Below are 22,207 nucleotides of genomic sequence, written 5' to 3'. Positions count from 1 at the left end.
ATTAAAGCCCTAAGTTGCCAGGTGATAATGCGTTTTTGGGATCCGTAAATTGTTTTATATTTTTAATTAGATTTAAGGTTTCTGAAGATACTCTTGAAGCATAAGGGTAGGCTTTGCCCAGCTGGAAATTAGTTGCATTGTGTTTTACGTATAAGGCAATAATATCTTCCTTTAATTGATGAATATATTCTCGCGCTTCAAGGTTGGCAGGGTGTTTAGGTAAGTTATCTAGGTAGTCTTGTGGTACCACTTCTTGGTGGTAAGCAGTGATTTCATCGGGCCAATATAATGCAATTTCATATAAAAAACCTGAGGATGATACGGTGGCAAACATGCCTCCATACCAAATACCAAGGCGCTGCATGTCGGCTGAGCGTAAGGTATAAAATTGCTCAAGTTCTTGATGGAAGTTGGCCACATTTGAGTGGGGTATAATGCCGTGCAAAGGTACCCAACGCTCACCCGCAGGGCCTAATGCATTGAAAAAAGGTGCGAAGGGCATTCCACGAACAATGGCTGGCACTGTTGCTGGTATTTCAGATCCTAGATCAGCGGTTAGTTCCCGAATTCGATGAAGGCGACTCTTCACCTCTGCATCGTGGGTACCTTCAACAATATAGTGGGTCATGTAAGGTGAAGAACTAATTGCTTTACGGGCCGAAAATGCAGACTTCAATAGTTGTTTAAAACCCGCCGCATAAGAGGGCGAACTAGTCAGTATAGACAACGCTATTTTCATCATTTGTCCGGCACTATCTTGACGCGCAATTTGTCCTTGAGACAATGCGCCATCTAAAGCGAAGTGGGTATCTTCTAAACGCTCTAAACTAATACGCCGCATTGATTCGTGCATGGCATTAAAGTCAGCAAAAGCAAAAGATATGACACGGTGAGCAGAGCGACGGCCAATAAGAGGCAGTGTAATACGCGCCTTTATTCCCAAAGCACCACAATCTCCAGTAAATAATCCGGTTAAGTCGGGACCAAAATGACGCATGAAAGGCGACGCACCTGTACCGGCAGAACCAGTTTGTAATAACGAGCCATCAGCAAGAACAATATCTACAGACTGCACGGATTGCGCTGAAATACCGTATAACCCCGAACCGTGGCTAATCGTGTTTTGTGATACCGAACCACCGACTGTTGCTTTTAAACCTGAAAATGGCCCCCAAAATGGCGTTCTAAGATTTCGTTTATCAAGCGCTTCTTTCAGGGTCGCCCAGGTGACTCCAGCTTCAACAGTTACGTAGCCATCCATTTCGTTGATTTCGACTATTTTATTCAGCAAACTTAAATCTAAAATTACGACTCCCTTAACCGGCGGCAGGTAACCATCGGTATAGGACGCACCGCCCCCTCTGATAGTGACAGGAATATCTTGTTCATTGGTAAAGGCCACCAATTGTTGTAGTTGTTCAACTGTGGTTGGCTGAACCACCGCATCAGGTACCTCAAGTTGACGGTAAACATCAGTATAGAAAGCCGCACCAGCACTGCCAATCAAACAATGTTCGGCTCCTACTATTTCACAAAACTTGTCTTTAACGGTTGGGGCAAGTGTTGCCTGCTGTTGTTGTTCCTGAACTGAATTTGTCATGCTAATACCTTTTGCTAATGAGAGTAGAATTTACTACTGAACCTCAACGAAGTTCGTCGTACTTATTTCTTATTTTTTCCTACCCAATGGTCGTCATTTGAGCTTGATTAAAAATCCAGAGTACTCCCCAAGGTAAATCTCGTCTTTGATAATTGTCATGGTTGCAATTTTTCATACGGGGATACTGATTACATTGAATCGACTTACGAGAAGTCATTCCGGTTGCAATTAGGAGATTGAATATGAAAGACCTAGATATTGCTTTGGTGGGGGCGGGTATTGCAGGACTGACCGCGGCCATTGCGCTGGCAAAAAGTGGTCAATCGGTCAGTTTATACGAAGCTGCTCCTGCTTGGGGAGATGTTGGGGCGGGTATTACTTTAGCGCCTAACGCCATGCGTGGATTAGATTATATTGGTGTGGGTGAAGCAATAGCTGAAATCGGTATTGAACCGAGTACGCAACAAATATCACATTGGCAAAGTGGAGAGACATTGCTAATGGTTGACCGTTCACAGACTCGTAAACAATATAACAGTGCCTACGTCTATATTCATCGTGCAGATTTACATCAAGTTTTAGTTGCCGAAGCAGAAAAAGCAGGGGTAAAAATTCATTTAGGTAAATCAGTGCAAAGTGTTAACTACCAGGGGCTTAAACCTGTTTTAAACTTTGCAGACAATAGCCGTGTCGAAGCCGAACTGATTATCGGTGCTGACGGTTTAAAGTCTCAAGTTAGACAGTTATTTGATTCAGTTGCTCCCCATTTTACCGGTCATATTGCCTATCGAGCTTTAGCTCCAATTACACCGGAAATTCAACATCTTATTGATCAGCCGGGAATGCATATTGGCCCTGGCAAAATGATTGTGCGTTACCCACTTCGCAAAGGCCAACTACTTAACCTCGTGTTTTTCGCTCGTCAGGATGGTTGGACAGAAGATGGTTGGTCAATTCCTGCTGAGTTACAAGAACTTAGAGACTTATACGCTGGCTGGAGTGATGAAGTTGGTACCTTAATCGATTCGATTAGACCAGGAACCGTATTTAAATGGGCTATTAATGCTCATAGCCCTCTGCCTCAATGGTCGATTGAAAATAAAGTAACTCTCATCGGTGATGCAGCCCACGCAATGACCCCATTTTTAGGTCAAGGAGCTGCAACAGGTATTGAGGATGCGGTGATTTTAGCGAGAATTTTGCAAGCTGCAGAAACAACTGAAAATGCCCTTAGCCGCTATCAAGCTGTTCGCCATGAACGCACTACGTTTATTCAAAAAGAGTCCAATGAAAATGCAGACCGTTTGCAAGGGGAGGCCGCGGAGTTATACGGGTTAGGCAATTTACGAAACGAGGAGACCTTAGGGCTTTTCAAATATGACTGCATTACTGAGTCAATTTAAATCGGCTTAAAAGCTGTAAATATAAGTCACTAAAAGGTAAAAAAAGATGAACGATACAATAACAAAAACACGTTCTACCGCAACCGATATAGAAGTGCCACAGAAAACTATGGTTTTGTACGGCTTTGGTCAAGTTGGAGCGCAACTTTTCCGTGATGCCCCTGCCGCATTATTGCCGTTATTTATGACAACCATGTTAGGAATTTCCCCTTGGTTGGCGGGTGCGGTGATTTTAGTCCCTAAAATTTGGTTAATTTTTTGCGATCCAATAATAGGCGCGATCTCTGACCATCATAAACCTCGTCATGGACGTAAACCCTTTTTGGTCTTTGGCGCAATATTAACCAGTTTGTCGTTTATGGCGTTATTTACATTTTCTAATTTTGCATCTCCTTTGTGGGCTGCGGCGACTATGTGTTTGCTGTTTTTTATTGCATCCACTGCATTTAGTGCCTTTTCGGTACCGTATTTAGCGGTTGCTTCTGAACTATCCAGCGATCCCCACGAACGAACAAAAATTTTATCTTATCGCATTGTTTTTGCTGTCGTTGGTGTTGTGATGGGAGTCGGTCTTGCCCAACCTCTAGTGTTTATGCTTGGCGGGGATGCTGCTGCGTGGCGCACAATGGCGGTTATTTTTGGCAGTATTTCGTTACTTGCCATGTTAGCAACGGCATATGGTGTACCCGTGAACTACGGTAAAGCACACTCGGTGGACCCTAAAAAACTACTCAGTCGGTTTTCTGCCGTTTTTGATAACAAAGCCTTCGTGGTATTAAGTTCTACCTTTTTTGTGCAGTCTATCGCCCAGGCCAGTGGTTATGCGGTAGTCGCATTTATATTTATTTATGCTATTCAAGATATCAACTTACTACTTCCTTTTGTAATGGCAATGGCCTGTGGTTCAATACTGAGCCAACCTTTGTGGTTAAAGTTATCTGCCAATATTGGTAAACAAGCCGCTTTTTGGATTGCTTGTGTTGGTTGGATGTTAGTCACTATTACTTGGCTTTGGGTAGAACCCGGAAATGATGTGTTATTTACATTGCCATTTTGGGGTGAAATGCCTACACAACATTTTTTGGTGTTAATACGGGCTTTCATTATTGGTTGTACTAATGCGGCATTCTCGGTTCTCACATTTTCCTTACTGACTGACACTATTAATAATCAGCAAGCTAAACACGGAAGCGTAGACGAGGGCGTTTTTTCAGGCATGTTTTCAGCAGTTGAGAAGCTGGCGTTTGCATTGGGTCCAATGATGGCAGGTATCGTATTGAGTCTTACCGGATTCGAGTCCTCAACAGAAGGCGTTATCGTTCAAGGTAGTGGTGCGGTTGATGGTATGGTGTGGCTATATTCGACTATTCCTGCTGGTATTATGGCGCTTAGTTTGCTGATATTTACACGCTATAACAAGGCACTATCACAATAATGATTAGAAGGTCTGAAAGCTGCTTTTTGTATGAGAGTACTTAGGCAGCTTTTATTCCTTAAAAATTTAGGCTAAGGCTTAGTCATAAGGGGACGTATAGTTGCTAATTAGCCCCATCAAAATAATCAAATATTATGAAATAGTTAACTCATAACATTGGTTTTGCAATGCCAATTGCCGCAGCACCAATCAGGCCTGCCCAAATGGTATATACCCAAGGTTTAGCTCTGTTCATTGCTTTCAACATCGCTTTATTGTCATAGGCGGTGTGTATACCCTGAATAAGGTTAGAATAAGCAGTACCAAAGTCTTTTAATGCCAAACGAATCATTAGCCCACAAAACACCAATAAATAAAATATGGCAAGTTTAGCCGCTATCCAAGTATTGCCCATTAGGTTGCCATTCAGTAAGGCAAAAGAAATAGAAATCAAGCCAATTACTATCAAGACACAACGAAATATAAAGTCAAACTTAACTAATTGATTTATATAAGAAGCGTGATGTTTGTAATGTTGCAATAAAACTAAGGTTAGCCAAAATGGGCCAAGTAAAACAATAGCAGCCATTTGCCACACTGGGTGCTCAACATTAAAAAACGTTGTTAATAAACCGCCGGTAGTTAACATCAATGTCATACATAGTTTAGGGACTAAATCACAGGCTACCATTATTTTGCCGGCCACTATTCTTGCTTCAGGACTCGCCTTGTCATCAACCACAATATTACTGGAATAAAACACCCCAATATCACCCCCAAGCCAATAACAAAACAGCAAAATATGTATTAGTAAAAGCAGTTCATGTGCAGTCATGGTGGACTCTCCATTATTAATAGTGTTGTCGAGATTCTGAGGGCTAAATTTGCTTCTACGCTTAATGCGATATTGGCGGGAAGGTGTTGAAAACTAAATTCCCACTAGCTCAAAATGAAATGTTAGCATAATATTATATCATTAAGGTGTAAAGTGGGGTTCTTGAGGATCTATGGCCTTGGATTTATTCAAGCCGACGTAATTGAATACTCAGGGACTTAAAAAATTGTTTTAAAAAAACACCGATAGATTAGTTCGCAAATCTCTCATATGGACTTGAAGTGTTGAGTCCCTTACTATTTAGGAAGCTAACAGAAAATGAAATTATATAGTCTGCCCCATTCGCCTTATTCAGCTAGAATTCGAATGCAAATTTATAGCAAGCAACTTAATATCGACATACTGCCACCAGAAATTCCATTAAAAACCGATGAGTTTAAAGATGCTTATCCAATGGGAAAGGTGCCTTTGTTAGCGGTTTCTGAAACGGAATTAATACCTGAATCCACGGCTATAGCTGAATATTTAGAAGATGAGTTTCCTGAAAATCCATGTCGCCCTGCAACGTCATCTGCTCTTGCCATGACAAGGGCAACGGTCAGTTTTGCAAATTCTCATTTCGGGCCATCATTGTTTCCACTGTTTAAAAATATGGCAGAAAAAGATGCCCACCCCGATAAAAGTGCGTTCACTTTGCCGCTTTGTGCTGAGCTAGAAAAGCTAGAGCGGTGGCTGGCAATTAAAACATCAGATGCATATGATATCGGTGATTTCGCCTTGGCCACGAACCTTTGGTATGCCACCACACTAGCGCCTGCCTATGATCAATCAGATATATTAGCCCAATACCCTAAAGTGAAAGCGTGGTGGGAATCCATCAAGCAACAACTCCACGTAGCAAAGGTATTAGACGAAATGGCAGCCGGCCTTGCCGCGTTTATGCAAAAAACTAAGAAGTAGTAATCCGTTAAGCAGGTGTTTTCAATGCTAGTAATAATTTGATTGCATCTTAACGGTTAATAGTTAGGGGTTAGGCAAAGCCTTATGGACTTTGCCTATATTAACAAACCTTTGGCGTTAGCACTTCTTTTCCAACTGACCGCTCTTAATCAAGCTAAAGGCCTTTGATCACGCTAAAGGCCTTTGATCAAGCTAAAGGCTTCAAATCCGCTAAAGGATTTACTGGCCAAGGCGGGGTAGTCAACTTTTGTAACACCTCAGGTGGTACCGCTCTTACGGAGTCATATTGCCAGCGGGGAGACTTGTCTTTATCGATTAGCAAGGCTCTTACTCCTTCAACAAACTCTGGGTTACGGACTGTATTGGTGACTAACATCAGTTCGTACTGAAAAACTTCAGCTAAAGACATATGTTTAGTGTTGCTTAACGTTTGATTGATGCTGCAAGCACTGATGGGGGAACCATGATTTAAAGCCGCTGCTGCTGCGCTCATCCAAGGATCTTCTGAAGGCTGCTTTATAATGGCATCGACAATGTCGTAAAAACTGTTTTGATCAGTTAACTGTTGAATACTGTCATAGTGGGCGGGAATGTTGCCGGTAGGTTTGGCTGCTAGGCTTTGTTGTTCAAAACGACGTAGCACAGCCGTGATTTGGCCGCTGTGCTCAGTGTTATCTCCTTGCCAGTCAATTGCTTCTATACTGGCTAATACCTCTTCCATTTGGGCGTTTTCGATAAATCTGTCGGCCATACCAGTATAAATACAGTCAGCAGCATTCATTTTTGCCGCGGTTAACCCTAAAAACAATCCAATGCGGCCTGGCATGCGATTCAAAAACCAACTGCCGCCTACGTCAGGGAAGAGTCCAATGGTAATCTCAGGCATGGCCATGCGCGTGCGTTCGGTCACAACTCTATGACTACAACCGGCCATTAAACCTAGGCCGCCTCCCATTACAATACCGTGTCCCCAGCAAATGATCGGCTTGTTGAAGGTATGCAACAAATAATCTAGGCGGTACTCACGTTCAAAAAATGTTTCAGCGTACTCGCAGGGGCCACCAGGTTGCTCAATGGCGGAATGATAGAGTTGCTGCACATCGCCTCCGGCACAAAATGCTTTTGGGCCTGCACCGTGCAAAAAGACACAGCTAATTTCATCGTCTTGTTGCCATTTCAATAGCTGAGCATAGAGTAAATCAACCATTTCCAAGGTAAGTGAATTTAAGGTTTTTTCAGTGTTTAGGGTAGCGATGGCAATCTTTCTATTCGCCTTGGATGCTCGTTCTTCAAATAATACAGCCGCATTAGTCATTTACACTTTCTTCCATTTGGGAATTAGGATTGTTACGTCAAGCCGACATACTCTTGTGAGTAACGGCTTAGCTGATCCTATAAGGTTATAAAGTTTACTACCATGATAGTAGCAGCCTATGCCTTATTGGCTAATTGTTTATCTTGTTATTAATATGGATTATATTGCGTTGCGGCCTCAAGTTGAAAGCGCTAGCTAAGCCTTGGGCCCATGTAACACCTTAAGGATTAATATGAGCAAACCATCTAATTGGCCTTTGAGTCGCGATAGTGAACGCATGGTGTCACCGGTTGTTATTCGTCAGCAATTACAACAACACCCCCTAACTCAAGATTGTTATCCGCTAGCGGTAGGGCGTTATGAAAAGGCACTTTTCCATGAAATGTCACGGAACCGCCATGACGATAATATCTTAATTTACTGTTTTTCCGGGAAAGGATTTTTACGTACTAGTGACTGGAGCGGTGAAGTACAAAGTGGAGAGTTGGTATTATTGCCTAAAGGCGTTAGTCATCGATATTGGGCCAATGCCGATGATCCATGGTCGATTTATTGGTGTCATTTCTCCGGCCATCAAGCCCAAGAATATGTGTTTAATATGGACTATAAAAAGACCTACCCGATCTTAAAAGTAGGCCAATCTCCTTTGCTGATGGCACAATTTAGTTCGGTTTTAGCAGAGTCCAGCACCGGATATAATATTCCGGCTATGGTATATGCAGCCAATATGCTTAAACAACTACTTGCCTATATCGGTAAGTTGGCTCAGCAAGTTAACACCCCCGAAAGACAGCAATTTAATCTGGATGTTTTACAGGCCTATATGCTGCAGAACCTAAATAAGTCCATTGATCTAGATGCGTTAGCGATGCAAGTGAATTTGTCTAAGTTTCATTTTAGTAAAAAATATAAAGAGGCCACTGGCTTCTCTCCGGTACAACATTTTTTAAAAATGAAAGTGGAATACGCCAGTTATTTGCTAGAAACCAGCGAATTAGCGATACAGGGTATCGCCTCTAGGGTGGGGTATGATGATAGTTTGTATTTTTCGCGACTATTTAGGAAACATACGGGCTTATCACCATCTGACTATCGCAAACAAAAGCATACCTAAATGGCAGATGCATTTGCCTGTAATTGTTTAGGTTCGTATGGGAACCACTGCAGTGGTTAACTTTGATAGGCAACTAAGTTTACCTTGGTCGTTCTCCAAACGAATTTCCCAAATTTGCGAGCGTGAACCTAAGTGTATGGGTCTAACTGTGGCGGTGACTAAACCCGAAGAAACAGAGCGGATGTGACTTGCACTGACTTCTTGACCAAACACTTGAAACTTATTTATATCGACGCAGTAATAACCTGCGATACTTCCTAAGGTTTCGGCAAGGACCACATTGGCGCCGCCGTGGACTACGCCAAATGGTTGAAAGGTGCGTTTATCGGCGGGCATAGTGCCACGGATAAAATCATCGCCTACCTCGGTAACCTGTAAGCCGAGGGAAATATTAATCTGACCTTTGGCGAGCATTTGATTTAAATCCTCAACCTTTGGTTTTGCAAACCAGATACTCATGGCCTTACCTCAATTGTCATAGCAAAACCTAAATTCCATCATACTCCTTTAGTGGTGGTCAAATTAGTGTCATTTATGACAGACTATTATGCCTTGTAACTAATTGAATTTATTCAACTTATCAATCTTGATATAAACGCATTATGCTGGAGAAATCCAGCGGCCCATTGCCTTTCGATTTGTGCATGGCATACAAGGATTTTGCCTGAGCTCCCATGGGCGCGGGCGAGCCACTTTGATGGCTAATATCCATAGCTAAGCCTAAATCTTTGTACATCAGGTCAACTTGAAATCCACCTTGATAGTCGTTCGATGAAGGTACGCCCTCCATTACGTGTGGATAGGGATTGTATTTTTGTAATACCCAATTGTTACCTGAGCTTTGCAACATTATTTGTGACAAGACCACAGGATCCAAGCCGTTTTTCACCCCCATATTAAGGGCTTCAACGGTTCCTGCCATTAGCACCGACAACAGCATGTTGTTACAACATTTTGCTATTTGACCTGCACCACTAGGGCCAGCATGGAAGATGTTTTGCCCCATGCTCTGTAAAATTGGCTTAGCTTGGGCAAATTGTGCATCTGTCGCTCCCACCATAAATGCTAAGGTGCCAGCCACTGCACCAGCAACACCACCAGATACCGGTGCGTCAACAAAGTTTAATCCACGGTTATTGGCAATGGCACAGACTTGTTTTGCAGTAGCTGCATCAATTGTTGATGAATCAATGATTAATGCATCTTTTCTTACGACCTCAAATAGCGGTTTTTCAGCGCTGACGTAAAGATCTTCCACATGCTTACCAGAAGGCAACATAGAGATAACCACATCTGCATCTGACGCTGCATCGGCCGCGCTCTTTGCGGCTATACCTCCATGTGAAACCAGTTGCTTAATTGCATCCGCAAACAAATCGAATACCTTTACCGTGTGACCTGCTTTAACCAGGTTGATGGCCATAGGCCCACCCATATTACCGAGACCGATAAAACCGATAACTGCCATGATCTTGTCCTTTATTTACAATAATTGAATAAACAAACGTTAAATAGCCAAATAGTGAACATCACTTCAGTTCAATGGTGGTGTTCACACCGGTATCAATATCATCTTCGAACCAGCGAGCGGTGATGGTTTTGGTTTCAGTATAAAACTTAACCGCTTGTTTACCATAAGCATGCTGATCGCCGTAAAAGGACTTTCGCCAGCCGGTAAAAGAGAACATGGGTAAAGGCACTGGAACTGGCACATTGATACCCACTTGTCCCACTTTAATTTCATGTTGATACTTACGAGCAACTGCGCCCGAAGATGTATAAATGGAAGTACCGTTGCCATAGGGGTTTTCATTAATCAGGTTAATGGCCTGTTCCAAGGTATCCACTTCCAACACGATTAATACTGGGCCAAATATCTCTTGCTGATAAATTGACATGTCGCGGGTAACATCGGTGAATAGAGTGGGCCCTACCCAGTTTCCGTCAGGGTAACCGGCTACTTCAAAGTTACTGCCATCGAGTAGGCAGGTGGCACCTGCATCTTTGCCTTCTTGAATAAGGTTTAACACTCGTTGTTTCGCTTGAGGATTAATCAGTGGGCCGTAACCTGCTTCTGGATCATCCCAAACACCGGGTTTAACCTTTGCCAATGCGTCACGCATTTCACCAACCCAATGTTTAGTTTCGCCCACTAACACGACCACTGAAATAGCCATGCAGCGCTGTCCTGCTGCGCCAACAGAGGCACCAGCTATGGCATTAATAACTTGATTTTTTGAAGCGTCAGGCATAACCACCATATGATTTTTCGCCCCAGCAAAGGCTTGTACACGTTTTAGGTGATCAGTACCGGTGCGATAAATATGTTCACCCACGGCAACAGAGCCCACAAAGGAGATGGCGGGGGTATCTTTGTGAGTTAACAGTTGATTCACTACCTCTTTGCCACCGTGAACTATTTGCAATAAACCATCGGGTGCGCCAGCTTCTTTAAACAGCGCAGCCAGTCGCATCGGCGTAAGGGGATCTTGCTCTGAAGGTTTAAGTACAAAGGTATTTCCGCAGGCAATCGCCATGGGAAACATCCACAAGGGGATCATGGCTGGAAAGTTAAAGGGCGTAATGCCAACACAAACACCTAGAGGCTGGGTAATGCTGTAACAATCAATCTTGTTAGCAACGTTTTCAAGGATTTCACCCATGCTCAAAGACGCGATATTGCAGGCATGTTCTACCACTTCAATTCCACGCCACACATCGCCCTTGGCATCAGCAAAGGTTTTACCGGTTTCTTGCGCGAGTAAACGAGCAAGTTCGTCATGATGTTCTTTTAACAGGGCTTGATAGCGCAGCATTAATCGTGCTCTGTCACCAACTGGGACATCTTTCCAGGTCTCAAATGCCGCTTTAGCTGAGGAGATTGCATCTTCCACTTCTTGGGATGTGGCTAAGGGCACTTGTGCTATCACTTGTTGATCCGCTGGATTGGTAACGGCCAACCATTGCTGGGTTTTACTTGGAATCAACTCACCGTTTATTAACAGTGGGACTTTTTGCGTTTGTTCAGACATAGGTGTTCTCAAGTATCAGTTCAATTAATTAAAGATTAGCATAGCTAAACAAACTAGGAGATTGATAATCTTGCGAACATAATGGACTAAATTGCGGTTTTGAGTGTAAGCGATAGAATGCTAAAAAATCATCAGCGATGCAAAAACACAGTGACATTGATTTAGCTTGTGAAACCAGGCTATTTCAGCCTATTAAAAGGCTCAAGACAGACCTAAGGTTAGTCGATGTAGACATCTTAGTTTTTTGGCGACCTCATTTTCAACGGGGGAAATAGGCAAGTTGGTATCAATGGATCTAGATTATCTTGTTATGACCTAAGTGCTATTCCGTGCAATTCCCACATACAAGCAAACAAAAAATAATGGCAACCTAGTTCGAGGTTTTGAACTTAGTTGCCACTTAGTTTCTGTTCTTCACCCTTGCGGACACTTGCGGGCAATCTACTAAGCCTGTTTACGCCTTACCATTAACATAGCTGCGCCACCAGAGAGTAACAACCAAAGAACGCTTGGTGCCGGAATGGCATTAACATCTACCGTTTCGGTAATTGGCGTTTGGGTAATTAAAATGGTGCTCATGTCCGGTGTATCGAACCTTAACCCAATAGTGAAGCCCGGTGCATAGGGATCAAGGGCTAGATCTGGGTCGATGCCACGTAAACTAAAGCCCTCGACAACATTAGCAAAATCAAAGGAGTCGCCGGAAAATAGATCTGCTAACAGATTCCCCGAAAGGTCGAACAACTGATAAGTGGCGTTAGCAAATAAGCTAAAATCAGGCAAATCGATTCCTAGCAATCCCGCACCATCAAAACTGTAATCGTAGCCTGTTGCAACTTCTGGATCGATCCAGACGGTCGAGCCGCCTAAATCTTCTACCTCGTCACTGTCCAACAAAAATTGGTGGGCAAAGTCGGTGCCATACACCCCAGTATAATTACTAGCTGCGGGCTTGAGGCTATTTTCGGCTGAGTTACCTAGCAGTGATTGAGCGGTCAATAAACTGTAAGCTAGGCTTGAAGGTGGCGCTTGACCACCGTGGGGGGCACTATATAAGGTGCTGCCGCGGGATTCTCCGTTAAGCTCATAGGTGAAGCCTTGTTGTAAAGTGATCTCAAAGCTATCGGTACCTGTTATTTCTGTGGAACCAAAACGGGATGGGGTGGAATACAAACGTTCAAATTCACCGTTATCCCCATACCCATCAATCTGAAGACCGACATAATTGCGACCCGCAAAAGTATTGCCAGAAATTGCTACGTTGATGCGGGCTTTGGTTGCTTCTGTCACGCTAAATTGATTGTATACAGATGCATTTAATGCGACCAGTGGACTGCGGTTCCCCCCTGCATTTACAGCTGCTATATCGGATGCATAGCTGAAACCGTCGCTATTACCACTTTGAACAATTGTTGCTTCATAGGAGCCAATGTTGCTGCCGAAGGAATCTTCATAACGAATGTACGAATCGGCTACAACCTGGCGAGCATTTTGTGAACCTGTGTAATAGCCAAGTACAGCCCCTGTGTTTGATACATCGCCAATTCTTAGATGTAGGTCATCAATGTTCTTGTCTAAATTTTCTAAAGTAACGACCACCGTGGAGTCGTAATCCGTTGTTACTATTGGGCCGGCAAATATCGGTGTGGTCATTATCAATGCCATCAAACCGGTTAAGCATTGCCTACGGCAATGTGCCAATCTAGATTTATATTGCTGAAATGTTTGTTTATTCATGATCGCTATTCCTTGTTAATCACCCTTGTTAATTACCTTGCTGTCATGCCATTTGCCTAAATGTCATATGTGCTGTCATTTGTCATAGTAGCTGACACTTGTTGGTTTTTTCAACAGTTTTTGTGCAAAAATAATTAACTATATGAATCAAAAAGAAACTTTTTATGGGATTAATAGGTGTTTTAATGGCTTGTTATTAACAATAAACAGGTGAGGTTGCTGAAAATCAGTCAATAAAAAGCGCACTAACAAAGACAAGTTATCGATTAGTGCAGCTCAGCGGTCAGTAATGGTTTTGGTGGCGAGAGTGTTATAAATCTGAGTAACTTAAATGACACATTTGCAGGGGAACGAAGTGGCAGTTACTGGCAGTATATTTAGACAGTCTCTGTTAGCCCTGATAGGAAAATTTATGTCCCGCCCTAATATACCGTGATGATTTTAGGGCAAGGGACAAAGCAGCGCCAAACTACTCAGGACTTAGCGTAATTGACTCAGAATACTTAGCAGTTTTTCGGGTGCCTCTACTGATGGAACATGGCCTACATGTTCAAGTTCAATTACCTCATCTTTGCCCATGAGTTGTGCCAAAGTTCTTACCAGCTCAGGGGGAGTTGCCACATCATCTGTACCGGCAATGAAAGTTTGCGGGATAGCTACTGAATGAAGTGTTTCACTGTGATCTCGTTGGCCTAGCCATTCGCATAGTAACCCGTAAGAGCGATTATCGGTAGAAGCTAGATTTTGTTGCCATTTTTCCAAGAGGTTTGCATCCTGCTCAGTGGAGTGAGGACTAAACCATCTGGCTACAATATCTGTACTCATTTGAGCTAAGCCAAGTTCTAGCACCGCTTTTTGCCGCTGCGCCCAACCTTCGGCGGTACCAATTTTGGCGCCCGTGTTGGTTAAGGTGAGGCTTAGTAAACGAGTAGGGTGGAATATAGCTAGTTGTTGGCCAATAGTGCCGCCAATTGATGTTCCAACATAGTGGAAGGTATCAATATTGAGGCCGTCACACACCTCAAGTAATTGATTAACTAGGTCAAGCTCGGCAAGCGCCGTTGTTTGTTTAGACACTGGCTGACTTTGTCCGTGGCCTGGCAAGTCCCATCTGATGACATAAAAGTCCCTTGCCAAGGTGTCTGCAATATCATCCCACGCATGCAGGTTCATTCCCAGTGGGTGGCCTAGCACCATCGCTGGATTGGCAGGAGATCCTAAAACCTCAAAGTGGGTTGAAGAGTCGATATTTTTCATATTGTTACCTACGCCCGTTCTATTAACATTGCAATGCCTTGGCCGACACCAATACACATTGTACATAAAGCATATTTTTGCTGAGTTTGCTGTAACTGGATAGCGGCTGTTTGCACCAAACGTGCACCTGACATACCCAGTGGGTGCCCCAATGCAATCGCACCGCCATTGGGATTAATGCGGTCATCATCATCTTGTAACCCGAGTTCGCGAATACAAGCTAAGCCTTGGGCTGCAAAAGCTTCATTTAATTCAATTACCCCGATATCCTCAAGTTTAACTTTGCTTCGTGAAAGCAGTTTTTTCACTGCGTTCACAGGTCCAATTCCCATATAGGCCGGTTCGACCCCTGCCGTTGCCATACCTATTACACGTGCCACAGGCTGCAAGTCATAGGAATTTACCGCGTGTTCACTGGCAACAATCATCGCCGCCGCACCATCGTTAATACCTGAAGCATTACCCGCGGTAACACTGCCATTCTCACGAAACGGTGTTTTTAATTTGCCTAAAGCGTCTAAGGTCGTGTCTGGGCGTAAATGCTCATCTTCTAATATTTGTACGGCATCGCCACGTCTAGGTTGGTAAACAATAGGCGTGATTTCTTTGGCAAAACGGCCTTCAAGCCTAGCACGTTGGGCTTTTTGCTGAGATGCATAAGCAAACACATCTTGGTCATGACGAGAGATTTTATAACGTTCAGCCACGTTTTCCGCAGTCTGCGGCATGGTTTCTGTGCCATAAAGACGGTCGAGTTGTGGATTCACAAACCGCCATCCCATGGTGGTATCTTCCATTTTCTGAGCCCGATCGTATGGATTGCTGGCCTTTCCCATGACAAAGGGGGCACGGGACATGGATTCCACACCGCCAGCCAGATAAATATCGGCTTGGTCGCTGGCAATGGATCTAAATGCTGTTCCTATGGCATCCATTCCCGAACCACATAAACGATTAACGGTGGCTGCCGGCACATCAACGGGTAAACCCGCCAGTAGGGTAGACATGCGAGCCACGTTACGGTTGTCTTCTCCGGCTTGATTAGCACAACCAAAAATAGCGTCGTCGATGCAGGCGGTATCAAGCTTAGGTGTGTCAGCTATCACTGCTTTAATCACTTGCGCTAGCATGTCATCGGGTCTAACTTTTGCCAAAGCGCCACCGTAACGGCCTATGGCAGAGCGTTTTGGAGAACAAATAAATGCCGACATTAAACTTCTCCTTGGGCTGAGTGAGCACGAGCTGTTTTATCTTTTAGTTTGCGCAGCACATCCAACTCTTGTTCGTTAGGTGACGGAGTGGTTGTGAGTTCAGGGGAAAATTTAATCGGCCAACCAGTAGCCCCTATAACTTGTTCTTCGGTTACACCAGGATGCAGGCTAACAACCACTAATTCTTTTGTATCAGGATCCGGTTTAAGAATACATAAATCAGTGATCACAACGGTGGGGCCTCGACCAATTTGAGGATGCTGATCCCGTACCTTGCCGTCACGGCCAAAGCCTACAGTAGTAACAAAGTCCACTTGTTCTACAAAGGTACGAGTAGAGTGTTTTACAGTAATAAACACTTCTTTTGCGTTGGTGGATATTTCAGGGGCACCGCCACCGCCAGGTAATCGCACCTTAGGGTTAGCGTAACTTGTCTTACCTTGTTTTGTGCTTGCGCCATCATTTGCGGCTATCACTGTGGTATTCAAGTTTGCGTATTTATCAATTTGCGCTGTGCCTAAAAATCCCACATCAATATGGCCACCTTGTAACCAATAGCGAAACATTTCTGGCACAGATACTGTGGTTAACGCCGATTCACATAGCTCACCGTCACCAATGGATAGGGGTAAAATTTCCGGTTTAGTTTGGATTGTGCCTGATTCATAAATTAGGGTAATGTCTGGCGCATGGGTCATGCGTGCCACGTTGGCCGCTTCACTAGGTAAACCTATGCCTACAAAACAGGTCATATTATTGGACAGCGCACGGGCTGCAGTCACTGTCATCATTTCAGCTGGGGTATAATTGGCAGTCATATTAGTTTGCTCCCGTTTGCAGAATTTCGTCTTCTAACCATTGATTGAAACGTGCTCTGTCTCTGCTGATAGCATCCCAATCTAGATAATATTGGTTGTCACGTTGATAGTAGCCATGGGCGTAGGAAGGGTGAGCACCTTTAGGTGCAACCGCAATATGATTGATGGTCCACCCAGGTAAAACGCAAGAATTTGGGCCTGCATTGAGGTCATCTACAATTTCTTCAACGGTTACTATGCTGCATTTTGAGCTTAAAACGACCTCTTTTTGCACTCCCACAATGCCTTCAATTAACACATTACCTTGGCGATCGGCTTTTTGTGCATGGATAATACCGACGTCAGGTTTTATGGCTGGAACGCAAGCTAGTTCTTCCCCAGTAAACGGACATTTCACCGAAGAGATGGCGTCATTCACATCGGGCAATTCACTACCAATATAACCTCGAAATACCGCCATCGGTAGACCTGCGGCACCGGCTTCATAGGCATTGGCCATAGCGGCATGACTATGTTCAACAGACTCTAGGGCGTGTGGGTAATCATTTTGGAATGCATCTCGTAGACGATGCAATGAGCCTACACCTGGATTACCACCCCATGAAAAAATCAATTTCTTGGCGCAGCCAGCTCCCACTAATTGGTCATAAATCAAATCCGGCGTCATTCTCACAAGGGTCAGCTCGCGCTTTTTCTGACGAATAATCTCGTGCCCAGCGGCGAATGGAATTAGATGGGTAAAGCCTTCTAAAGCAAGGGTATCGCCATCGTTAACAGATTCAGATATTGCTTGTTGGAGTGAATTGAAAATAGCCACTTTTGCCTCTTGTTCGTTATGCAAACATTTATTCAATATGCGAACAATGTAATGTATACTCCTTAAATCGTCAAGTTCTAGCTGTGCACTGGATCATTTAAAACAGCTTAGAATATTGATAAAAAGGGTTTTAATTGTCTGAATTAGATAGAATGTTCTAAGCTCAAAAATTAAATCAACGTGCCTAGTTAGGTGGATGAAGAAAACCTAGTCCATCAAAAAAGTGGCGAATAAAGAAAAAGCGATGAATGACGAAAAAATATCAGTAGATAATCGAGATTATGTGGGGGCTTTGGCGTCAGGTCTTGAAGTGTTGAGTGCTTTTGATGTGCAACATAAAAAAATGACCTTGTCAGAAGTCGCACAGATTACCGGTATGGATCGGGCAAAAGCTCGCAGGCTTTTATTAACCCTCCATGCGTTAGGATATATTGCCAAAGATGGCCGTGAGTTTAGGTTAACACCCAAAGTATTGCGTCTTGGTTATGCCTTTAACGCTAGCAACGATCATTTGGATGTGGTGCAGCACTATTTACAATCGGTCACATCAGAGTTGGGAGAGTCGTGTTCGTTGTCCATACTCGATAACGACGAAATCATTTATTTAGTCCGCTCCTCCGCTGCCCATCGATTAATGTCTATTAATATTACCCCAGGTACCAGATTACCAGCAGCTTACACTTCTATGGGAAGAGTGTTACTTGCTCAGTTGTCAGCAGCAGAGCAAAAAGACTGGCTAGCCAGAGCGCAACTGCTAGAGCATACCGACAATAGTATCGTCGATAAAAACCGCTTTGTTAACATGCTCAAAGACGTCAAACAGCAAGGTTTTTGTGTGGTTGATCAAGAATTAGAATTGGGACTCAGATCGATTGCTGTTCCAGTATTTGATTATCAAGGCAAACTCCTTGGTGCCGCAAATATTAGTACCAACTCACTTCGGGTGTCTATGCAAAGCTTAATTGATAAGTACCTTCCGGCGTTACAAGACGCGGCAAAATCCATTACTGCCCATGCGAAATAAGCGCTTGTTAGTATAAAACTTTGCACTTATATCACTTGTATAAGTTTGTTGAAGTTAGCTTGAGCGCTCGCTTTTTTGCTTTTCTACCAACTCATCGAGAATGACGGTGGCGGTTTGCATTATGTCGTTGTAAGGCTCTTTTCGTCTACTGCAAATTACCGGGCTGGTAATGGTTTTATCTTCTAGTTGAACAAACACAACATCATCTCGAGTTAGACGATTCACCTGCTGGGGTACTAATGCTACGCCCATTTCGGCAGCCACTAACGCTAATGCAGTTTGAATATCGTTTACCTGTTGTGCAATGCGCACGTCTAACCCATTTCGAGCAAATAAATCGATGCAAATGTCTGCAAAGTTAGGGCTTTGACCTGCCGGATATAAAATCATTGGCAGTTTTGCCAACTCAGCCATAGTTAAGGTTTTAGCAGCTAAGGGATGCTCCTTGTGCATTGCCACTAACATGGGTTCTTGAAATAAAATGGATTGTTCTATTTCCGGATCATTAATATAAATGCGGCCCAAACCTATATCTATTTTACCGGCCTTTAATGCGTCTAATTGGTCGCGAGTTTTGAGTTCATACAAAATTACTTCAGCATTGGTATTTTGCCGCAACCTTCTAACCATAGTGGGAAACTGTCCATAAAAAACCGAAGGCACAAAGCCAATTCCAAAGACGGTTTTGCCACTTTGAGCAACACGGCGAGTATCTTCAATGGTGACCGATACCTTAGATAGAATCTGTTTAGCATGTTGCCAAAAGTACTGACCAGCCGGTGTTAAGGTTAATCCTCGGGGATGGCGGTCGAACAGAATAACCCCTATTTCTTCCTCTAACTGTTTGATTTGTCTGGTTAAAGGTGGTTGCGCAATAAACAGTTTTTTGGCCGCATTGGTTAAGTTCAACTCTTCTGCAACAGCACAAAAATAACGTAAATGCCTTAACTCCATCATACCTCCAAGGTATTGCTTACGACTAATTCAATATTGGTAACGACACAAAATAGCATTTAAATTAAACAAACTTTAACTGCAAGGTAACATATTTCTAACATGAGCAAGATTACAAGTATCAACACTTTTATTGTGGACATTCCGACAATAAGACCACATAAACTGTCGATGACGTCGATGTCGGTACAATCTATGGTAATTGTGCGCATTAATGATGATAACGGTCTTGAGGGGATAGGTGAAGGCACTACTATTGGCGGATTAGCCTATGGTCCTGAAAGCCCAGAAAGCATAAAAACTAATATCGACAAGTACATTGCCCCTCTTGTTCTGAACAAACCTATCACTAGCATAAATGCCTTTATGCAAGAGCTTAATCAATCTGTTCGCGGAAATTATATTGCAAAATCGGCAGTGGAAACAGCCTTACTCGATTTACGAGGAAAGCAATTGGGCGTGCCTGTTTCCGAATTACTCGGCGGAGCTTGCCATCAAAAACTAGATTGCCTTTGGGTGCTGGCTTCCGGTGATACTGAAAAAGATATCGCCGAAGCGCAAAAAATGATTGAACTAAAAAGGCATTGTCATTTTAAGATGAAAATTGGCGCTAGGGCTGTGGCAGAAGATGTTGCCCACGTCAAAGCGGTAAAACAAGCCCTTGGCAGTGATATCAGTATTCGTGTAGATGTTAATCAAGCATGGAATGAAATTAACGCCGTGAAGGGGATGCAAGCGCTACAAGATGCTGGCATTGATTTGGTAGAACAGCCAACACCAGCAAAAGACTATGCGGCTTTGGTTAGACTTTCTGAGAAATTCAATATCCCAATTCTGGCCGATGAATCAATTGCCGATAAACATGACGCTTATATCTTAGCAAAGCAAGGTTTCGCTGGTTCTGTGGCACTGAAAATAGCCAAAGCAGGTGGGCTAAAAGGCGCACTTGATGTTGCCGTAGTTTGCGCCGCTGCCGGTATTGATGTGTATGGTGGCACCTTATTGGAAGGTTCGATAGGCACTGCCGCAGCATTACACGCATGGTCAACGGTACCTAATATGCAGTTCGGGACGGAGATGTTCGGCCCACTACTACTCAAAGATGATTTTATCAAAACTCCCCTTAAGTACCGCGATTTTGGTGTCGAAATCCCAACTTTGCCAGGTTTAGGGTTAGAGATAGACGAAGACAAATTCACTCAATATGTGCGCAAGTAGCGCGAGGATACAAATATGCTATTTCAAGTAAATATGACCGTAATTCCACCAAAAGATATGCCTAAAGAGCAATTTGATGAAATAAAAGCAACAGAAAAGAAATATGCCGAGCAGCTACAGCAGCAAGGTATTTGGAAGCACCTTTGGCGCGTTGTAGGGCAATATGCCAATGTTAGTATTTTTGACGTGAAAGATAACGCACACCTCCACGAGATTTTGATGGGGCTTCCTTTATATCCCTACATGGAAATGACAGTGACCCCTCTGTGTAGTCACCCATCTTCCATAAATTAATCATAATCAATTAGCGTACTTGGAGATTTTTATGAGCGTTAAAACAATGCAAACAGAAGCAGTACAAGCTCTATTAAAAAAGGCGGCGGGCCTAGATAAAGAAGGCGGCAACCCCCGTTTTAAAGCCATAATGCATAGATTTTTATCAGACATTTATCAAATGATAGAAGACTTGGACATTACCCCAGAAGAGTTTTGGCAAGGCGCTAATTACCTAAATGAATTAGGGACCAATAAAGAAGCGGTTTTACTAGCACCAGGCCTTGGCTTTGACCACTATTTAGATATTCGTGAAGATGCTAAAGATGAGTTAGCTGGCATTGCTGGTGGCACACCACGGACAATCGAAGGCCCACTTTACGTAGAAGGCGCGCCTATTGTGCAACAAGGCGACAAAATGGACGACGGCAATACGCCGGGCCAAGAAATGTTATTACATGGTTGTGTTAAAGACGAGCAAGGCAACCCGATTGCCAATGCCATGGTCGATATCTGGCATGCGGATACCAAAGGCGCATATTCGTACTTTGATCCAAGCCAAAGTGAGTTTAATTTACGTCGTAGAATTCGTACCGATGAAAATGGTAAATATCTAGTGCGCTCAATCGTACCTAGCGGATATGGCTGCCCTCCAGGTGGTTCTACCATGAAAGTCCTGGAAAACTTAGGTCGTCATGGCAACAGACCTGCGCACATCCATTACTTTGTATCTAAACCTAAATTTAAACACCTTACCTCGCAAATCAATCTGGCTGGTGACGAATACACATTCGACGACTTCGCTTTCGCTACCCGCGACGAACTGGTTGTGGATGCAAATCCAGTAAACGATGCCAGCTTAATTAGCGAGTATGGTTTTAAAGGGGAATATTTGGACGTTGAATTTGACGTAACTTTAGTTAAAACCGACAAAGAAACTATCCAACAAGCGCATCCTCGTGCCCGAGTATCTTTAGAGCAGGCGTAATTTGCCGCTCAAAGAGTATTAAGATGTTTATAAAAAGAAGGTTATAAAAGCCTCAGACGTAAACCGCAAAGAGCCCATTAGGGCTCTTTTTTTGTGGGTGATATTTCACCAGACATGACTTTTTAGCTTTTTCATTGGCGTAACTTTACTTCTCCTTTTGTTTTATCGGCTTAACGTTTTTAGTTGTCAGTATTTTTTACTCATCAAATATTAAGGTAATGAGTTTTCGAGAGACGA

The 22,207-nt window shown here is 43.4% G+C and carries 20 protein-coding genes; 8 read left to right on the top strand and 12 right to left on the bottom strand.

From position 1 onward, the window contains the following. Nucleotide 1: 1 nt before the first annotated feature. The gene (locus ABJV04_RS20080; RefSeq protein ID WP_348493379.1) at nucleotides 2-1,600 is read right to left on the bottom strand and encodes an FAD-binding oxidoreductase; all 1,599 of its coding nucleotides are present in this window, start codon (nucleotides 1,598-1,600) and stop codon (nucleotides 2-4) included. A 242-nt stretch (nucleotides 1,601-1,842) separates the two neighbouring features. On the opposite strand from ABJV04_RS20080, the gene ABJV04_RS20075 reads away from it, so the two are divergent. Together ABJV04_RS20075 and ABJV04_RS20070 are read left to right on the top strand one after the other, a co-directional pair. Next, nucleotides 1,843-3,003 carry an FAD-dependent monooxygenase gene (locus ABJV04_RS20075; protein WP_348493377.1) on the top strand — a complete coding sequence of 387 codons (1,161 nt, stop codon included), beginning with the start codon at nucleotides 1,843-1,845 and terminating at the stop codon, nucleotides 3,001-3,003. Between the two features lie 46 nt (nucleotides 3,004-3,049). After that, the gene (locus ABJV04_RS20070) at nucleotides 3,050-4,438 is read left to right on the top strand and encodes an MFS transporter (protein WP_348493376.1); all 1,389 of its coding nucleotides are present in this window, start codon (nucleotides 3,050-3,052) and stop codon (nucleotides 4,436-4,438) included. A 148-nt stretch (nucleotides 4,439-4,586) separates the two neighbouring features. On the opposite strand, the gene ABJV04_RS20065 is transcribed toward ABJV04_RS20070, so the two are convergent. Next, on the bottom strand, nucleotides 4,587-5,252 hold the full coding sequence (locus ABJV04_RS20065) for a hypothetical protein (RefSeq protein ID WP_348493374.1): 666 nt from the start codon (nucleotides 5,250-5,252) through the stop codon (nucleotides 4,587-4,589). Nucleotides 5,253-5,570: 318 nt separating this feature from the next. Here ABJV04_RS20065 and ABJV04_RS20060 point away from each other — a divergent pair, with 318 nt between their 5' ends. Beyond that, nucleotides 5,571-6,212 carry a glutathione S-transferase family protein gene (locus tag ABJV04_RS20060; protein WP_348493373.1) on the top strand — a complete coding sequence of 214 codons (642 nt, stop codon included), beginning with the start codon at nucleotides 5,571-5,573 and terminating at the stop codon, nucleotides 6,210-6,212. Nucleotides 6,213-6,399: 187 nt separating this feature from the next. Here ABJV04_RS20060 and ABJV04_RS20055 read toward each other — a convergent pair whose 3' ends face one another. Next, entirely contained in the window at nucleotides 6,400-7,527 is a 1,128-nt protein-coding gene (locus ABJV04_RS20055; protein WP_348493372.1) for an enoyl-CoA hydratase/isomerase family protein, read from the bottom strand. 232 nt (nucleotides 7,528-7,759) lie between these two features. Here ABJV04_RS20055 and ABJV04_RS20050 point away from each other — a divergent pair, with 232 nt between their 5' ends. Continuing rightward, a complete protein-coding gene (locus ABJV04_RS20050) occupies nucleotides 7,760-8,641 on the top strand; it encodes an AraC family transcriptional regulator (RefSeq protein ID WP_348493371.1) in 882 nt (293 codons plus the stop codon). Between the two features lie 27 nt (nucleotides 8,642-8,668). Here ABJV04_RS20050 and ABJV04_RS20045 read toward each other — a convergent pair whose 3' ends face one another. The 8 genes from ABJV04_RS20045 to ABJV04_RS20010 form a co-directional block, all read right to left on the bottom strand. Next, nucleotides 8,669-9,100: a hotdog fold thioesterase gene (locus ABJV04_RS20045; RefSeq protein ID WP_348493370.1), complete on the bottom strand. Its 432-nt coding sequence runs from the start codon at nucleotides 9,098-9,100 to the stop codon at nucleotides 8,669-8,671. A 121-nt stretch (nucleotides 9,101-9,221) separates the two neighbouring features. Then, complete coding sequence (gene mmsB / locus ABJV04_RS20040; protein ID WP_348493369.1) at nucleotides 9,222-10,109, bottom strand: 3-hydroxyisobutyrate dehydrogenase; 888 nt, start codon at nucleotides 10,107-10,109, stop codon at nucleotides 9,222-9,224. 61 nt (nucleotides 10,110-10,170) lie between these two features. Continuing rightward, the gene (locus ABJV04_RS20035) at nucleotides 10,171-11,673 is read right to left on the bottom strand and encodes a CoA-acylating methylmalonate-semialdehyde dehydrogenase (RefSeq protein WP_348493368.1); all 1,503 of its coding nucleotides are present in this window, start codon (nucleotides 11,671-11,673) and stop codon (nucleotides 10,171-10,173) included. Between the two features lie 444 nt (nucleotides 11,674-12,117). Further along, the gene (locus ABJV04_RS20030; protein ID WP_348493367.1) at nucleotides 12,118-13,410 is read right to left on the bottom strand and encodes a PEP-CTERM sorting domain-containing protein; all 1,293 of its coding nucleotides are present in this window, start codon (nucleotides 13,408-13,410) and stop codon (nucleotides 12,118-12,120) included. Between the two features lie 480 nt (nucleotides 13,411-13,890). After that, on the bottom strand, nucleotides 13,891-14,667 hold the full coding sequence (locus tag ABJV04_RS20025) for an alpha/beta fold hydrolase (protein ID WP_348493366.1): 777 nt from the start codon (nucleotides 14,665-14,667) through the stop codon (nucleotides 13,891-13,893). Nucleotides 14,668-14,675: 8 nt separating this feature from the next. Continuing rightward, nucleotides 14,676-15,878 carry a 3-oxoadipyl-CoA thiolase gene (pcaF, locus tag ABJV04_RS20020; protein ID WP_348493365.1) on the bottom strand — a complete coding sequence of 401 codons (1,203 nt, stop codon included), beginning with the start codon at nucleotides 15,876-15,878 and terminating at the stop codon, nucleotides 14,676-14,678. Then, entirely contained in the window at nucleotides 15,878-16,696 is an 819-nt protein-coding gene (locus ABJV04_RS20015; RefSeq protein WP_348493364.1) for a CoA-transferase subunit beta, read from the bottom strand. The genes pcaF and ABJV04_RS20015 overlap by 1 nt, the downstream gene beginning before the upstream one ends. Nucleotide 16,697: 1 nt before the next feature. Beyond that, nucleotides 16,698-17,513: a CoA-transferase gene (locus ABJV04_RS20010; protein WP_348493363.1), complete on the bottom strand. Its 816-nt coding sequence runs from the start codon at nucleotides 17,511-17,513 to the stop codon at nucleotides 16,698-16,700. A 244-nt stretch (nucleotides 17,514-17,757) separates the two neighbouring features. On the opposite strand from ABJV04_RS20010, the gene ABJV04_RS20005 reads away from it, so the two are divergent. Beyond that, nucleotides 17,758-18,537, top strand: coding sequence for an IclR family transcriptional regulator C-terminal domain-containing protein (locus ABJV04_RS20005; RefSeq protein WP_348493362.1), 780 nt, complete (start codon nucleotides 17,758-17,760; stop codon nucleotides 18,535-18,537). A gap of 54 nt (nucleotides 18,538-18,591) precedes the next feature. Here ABJV04_RS20005 and ABJV04_RS20000 read toward each other — a convergent pair whose 3' ends face one another. Further along, the gene (locus tag ABJV04_RS20000) at nucleotides 18,592-19,491 is read right to left on the bottom strand and encodes a LysR family transcriptional regulator (protein WP_348493361.1); all 900 of its coding nucleotides are present in this window, start codon (nucleotides 19,489-19,491) and stop codon (nucleotides 18,592-18,594) included. Between the two features lie 102 nt (nucleotides 19,492-19,593). On the opposite strand from ABJV04_RS20000, the gene ABJV04_RS19995 reads away from it, so the two are divergent. From ABJV04_RS19995 to catA, 3 genes are read left to right on the top strand one after another with little or no spacing between them, the layout of a single operon-like run. After that, nucleotides 19,594-20,709: a muconate/chloromuconate family cycloisomerase gene (locus ABJV04_RS19995; RefSeq protein WP_348493360.1), complete on the top strand. Its 1,116-nt coding sequence runs from the start codon at nucleotides 19,594-19,596 to the stop codon at nucleotides 20,707-20,709. 15 nt (nucleotides 20,710-20,724) lie between these two features. Next, nucleotides 20,725-21,003, top strand: a complete 279-nt coding sequence (catC, locus tag ABJV04_RS19990) for a muconolactone Delta-isomerase (RefSeq protein ID WP_348493359.1) — start codon at nucleotides 20,725-20,727, stop codon at nucleotides 21,001-21,003. A 31-nt stretch (nucleotides 21,004-21,034) separates the two neighbouring features. After that, a complete protein-coding gene (gene catA / locus ABJV04_RS19985; RefSeq protein ID WP_348493358.1) occupies nucleotides 21,035-21,970 on the top strand; it encodes a catechol 1,2-dioxygenase in 936 nt (311 codons plus the stop codon). Nucleotides 21,971-22,207 lie beyond the last annotated feature (237 nt).

Source organism: Aliiglaciecola sp., assembly GCF_039982535.1.
Lineage (GTDB): Bacteria > Pseudomonadota > Gammaproteobacteria > Enterobacterales > Alteromonadaceae > Aliiglaciecola.
Note: the sequence above shows the minus strand (reverse complement) of the source record. Positions and strands in the feature narration are given on the sequence as shown.